Source organism: Phenylobacterium sp. (genome assembly GCF_036263695.1).
Classification (GTDB): domain Bacteria; phylum Pseudomonadota; class Alphaproteobacteria; order Caulobacterales; family Caulobacteraceae; genus Phenylobacterium.
In genome coordinates, this window is the sequence record NZ_DATAGM010000473.1 from 1 (window position 1) to 2,508 (window position 2,508).

Annotated in this window: 3 protein-coding genes; 1 reads left to right on the forward strand and 2 read right to left on the reverse strand. The window is 65.7% G+C overall.

Annotation, left to right across the window (positions count from 1 at the left end; translation table 11 throughout):
- Positions 1-1,465 (forward strand): PQQ-binding-like beta-propeller repeat protein (locus VHK87_RS19000; protein WP_329636463.1); only part of this gene is annotated, 1,465 nt, incomplete at its 5' end.
- On the opposite strand, the gene VHK87_RS19005 is transcribed toward VHK87_RS19000, so the two are convergent.
- Both VHK87_RS19005 and VHK87_RS19010 read right to left on the reverse strand, forming a co-directional pair.
- Positions 1,449-1,697: a hypothetical protein gene (locus tag VHK87_RS19005; protein ID WP_329636464.1), complete on the reverse strand. Its 249-nt coding sequence runs from the start codon at positions 1,695-1,697 to the stop codon at positions 1,449-1,451. The genes VHK87_RS19000 and VHK87_RS19005 overlap by 17 nt on opposite strands.
- A gap of 126 nt (positions 1,698-1,823) precedes the next feature.
- On the reverse strand, positions 1,824-2,508 hold a 685-nt coding region (locus tag VHK87_RS19010; RefSeq protein WP_329636465.1), incomplete at its 5' end, for a reverse transcriptase domain-containing protein.

Below are 2,508 nucleotides of genomic sequence, written 5' to 3' on the forward strand. Positions count from 1 at the left end.
CGCCGCCTCCGACAAGGTGATGGCCCAGAAGGCGGCGGCCACCTGGTTCGGCGCGGGCTGGAAGGAGAGCGGCGGCGGCGGCACCGTCTGGGACGCCATGGCCTACGATCCGGGCCTGGACCTCGTCTACATCGGTGTCGGCAACGGCAGCCCCTGGAACCACCAGCACCGCAGCGACGGCAAGGGCGACAACCTCTTTCTCTCCTCCATTGTGGCGCTGAAGCCCGACACCGGCGAGTACGTCTGGCACTACCAGACGACACCGGGGGACTCCTGGGACTACACGGCGACCCAGCACATCATGCTGGCCGACCTGGCCATCGGCGGCGCCAAGCGGCGCGTGGTCATGCAGGCGCCGAAGAACGGCTTCTTCTACGTGCTCGACGCCAAGAGCGGGAAGCTGCTGTCGGCGGAGAAGTACATCCCCGTCACCTGGGCCGAGAAGGTGGACCTCGCCACCGGCCGGCCGCTGGAGGCGCCCGGCGCCCGCTATGTGGAGGGACCCGCCCGCCACGTAACCGGCCCGCTCGGCGGCCACAACTGGCAGCCGATGGCCTATCACCCTGGCGAGGGGCTGGTGTTCATCCCGGCCATGATCACGCCGGGCGGCTATCAGAACGACCCGAACTACGTCTTCATCAACGGCGCCTGGAACACCGGCCTGGGCGGCGGCGGTTCAGGCCCCGCCAACAATCCCAACAACGCCGGCCCGCCTGGCACGCCGCAGGCGCAGCCGCGGCTGGGCTCGACCCCGCCGCAGGCGATCGCCGCCACCAGTCCGGCGCCGGCGCCGTCGGCCGGATGGACGTCGCTGCCACCGCTCTCGGAGTTCGGCGGTCGGCTGCTGGCGTGGGACGTCGCGGCCGGCAGGCCGCGCTGGAGCGTGCGCCTGCCGCAGCCCTGGAACGGCGGCGTGCTGGCGACAGCCGGCGGCCTCGTCTTCCAAGGCGCCGGCAAGGACTTCATCGCTTATTCGGCCAAGGACGGGGCCAGGCTGTGGTCCTACGCGGCCGGCAACGGGATCATCGCCGCGCCGGCGACCTACGAGCTGGACGGCGTCCAGTACGTGGCCGTGATGGCTGGCTGGGGCGGGGCAGGGGGCGTCAACGGCATCGAGCCGCGCCGGCCCGGGCGGCTGCTGGTCTTCAAGCTGGGCGGGACCGCCAAGGCGGCCGACTATCCGCCTGTGGAGCCGCGCCCGCCGCTCGACAAGACCCTGGCGGTCGCCTCGAGCGCGGACCCGGCCCGCGGGCGGGTGCTCTACGCCCGATACTGCGGGCACTGCCACTCGGGCGGATACCTGCCGAACCTGAGGCAGTCGCCTATGGTGCTCGAGCCGACCGGCTGGAAGGCGGTCGTGCATGATGGCGCGCTGAAGCAGAACGGCATGGCCGGGTTCAGCCGCTTCATCAACGAGGAGGACTCGGAGGCGATCCGCGCCTTCGTGCTCACGCAGCTCCGCTAGCCGTCCAGCGTTCGGGCGCCGCGGTGATCCTGACGGGCTCCTTCGGCCGATGCGCCTCCACCTCCGCGATATGCCGCGTCAGGGTCTCGATGCGGGCGTCGGCGTAGGCCTTGGCGAGGCCGGCGGCGGCCCGCTGATGATCGGCCATGCACCTGACCAGGCAGGCGGCGCGCAGATCCTCCTCGAGATGTACGAGGGCGCGGGTGTGGGTGTCGGTCGGTGGCCAGTCCATGGGCGGCCTCTTCTTCGCATCGTCACGGCCATTGTACGCCCGCCGGCCCCGGATCGGAGATCACGGGTTTGAGAAGTGGCGGAGTTCTTTGCGAGGAGTAAGCCTAGGTGATTGTCGACGCGCCAATCAGACCTGCTTCAATGACTTTCGAAGGGTTTGCATAAAATCTGCGCCGTACCACTCCATCAGTTTCCGGGTAAATGCTGGCTCGACAGAGTGTATGTAGGCGAGCAATCCAAGCAATTCCTGCCTTTGCTCTTCATTCAATAGACCTCGCATCGCACTGTGAACGGTCGCCCTTATCGTTCTCTTGCGATCTCGACCAATTGTTACCCGCCCGTCGTTGGCCAGAACGAGCCCAGTTACAAATCGCTTGTATTTCCTCGTGGCAAGGACAGTTTTGTTGGAATTAACGGTCAATTTCGGGTGGCGAGTGGATCTGACAATAGCCTTAACAGCGCGCGGAACTTCTTGAAGATATCCGGTCCTCGGAGCAGAGAAAGTGAGGTCATCAGCGTACCGAGTATAAGTGATGTGCCCGCGAGATAATTCTGCGACCTTCTCGGTAACACGCTCATCGAACTGCCGCATGAGGATGTTTGATAGCATAGGGGAGGTGGGCGCGCCGATTGACAGCCGCAGGCTAGAGGATCCCTTTCGACGGTAGAATAGAATGCGAGAAGTGACGGCAATGTCCTCCTCCTCTGAGAATACCGAGTTCTCGTTACAGAACTGAGCCCAATCCCGGGCTCTGATCGATGGGAAGAAGTTCGTGAAGTCCATCTTCAGAACCGCACCGTCCCCGGCGTGG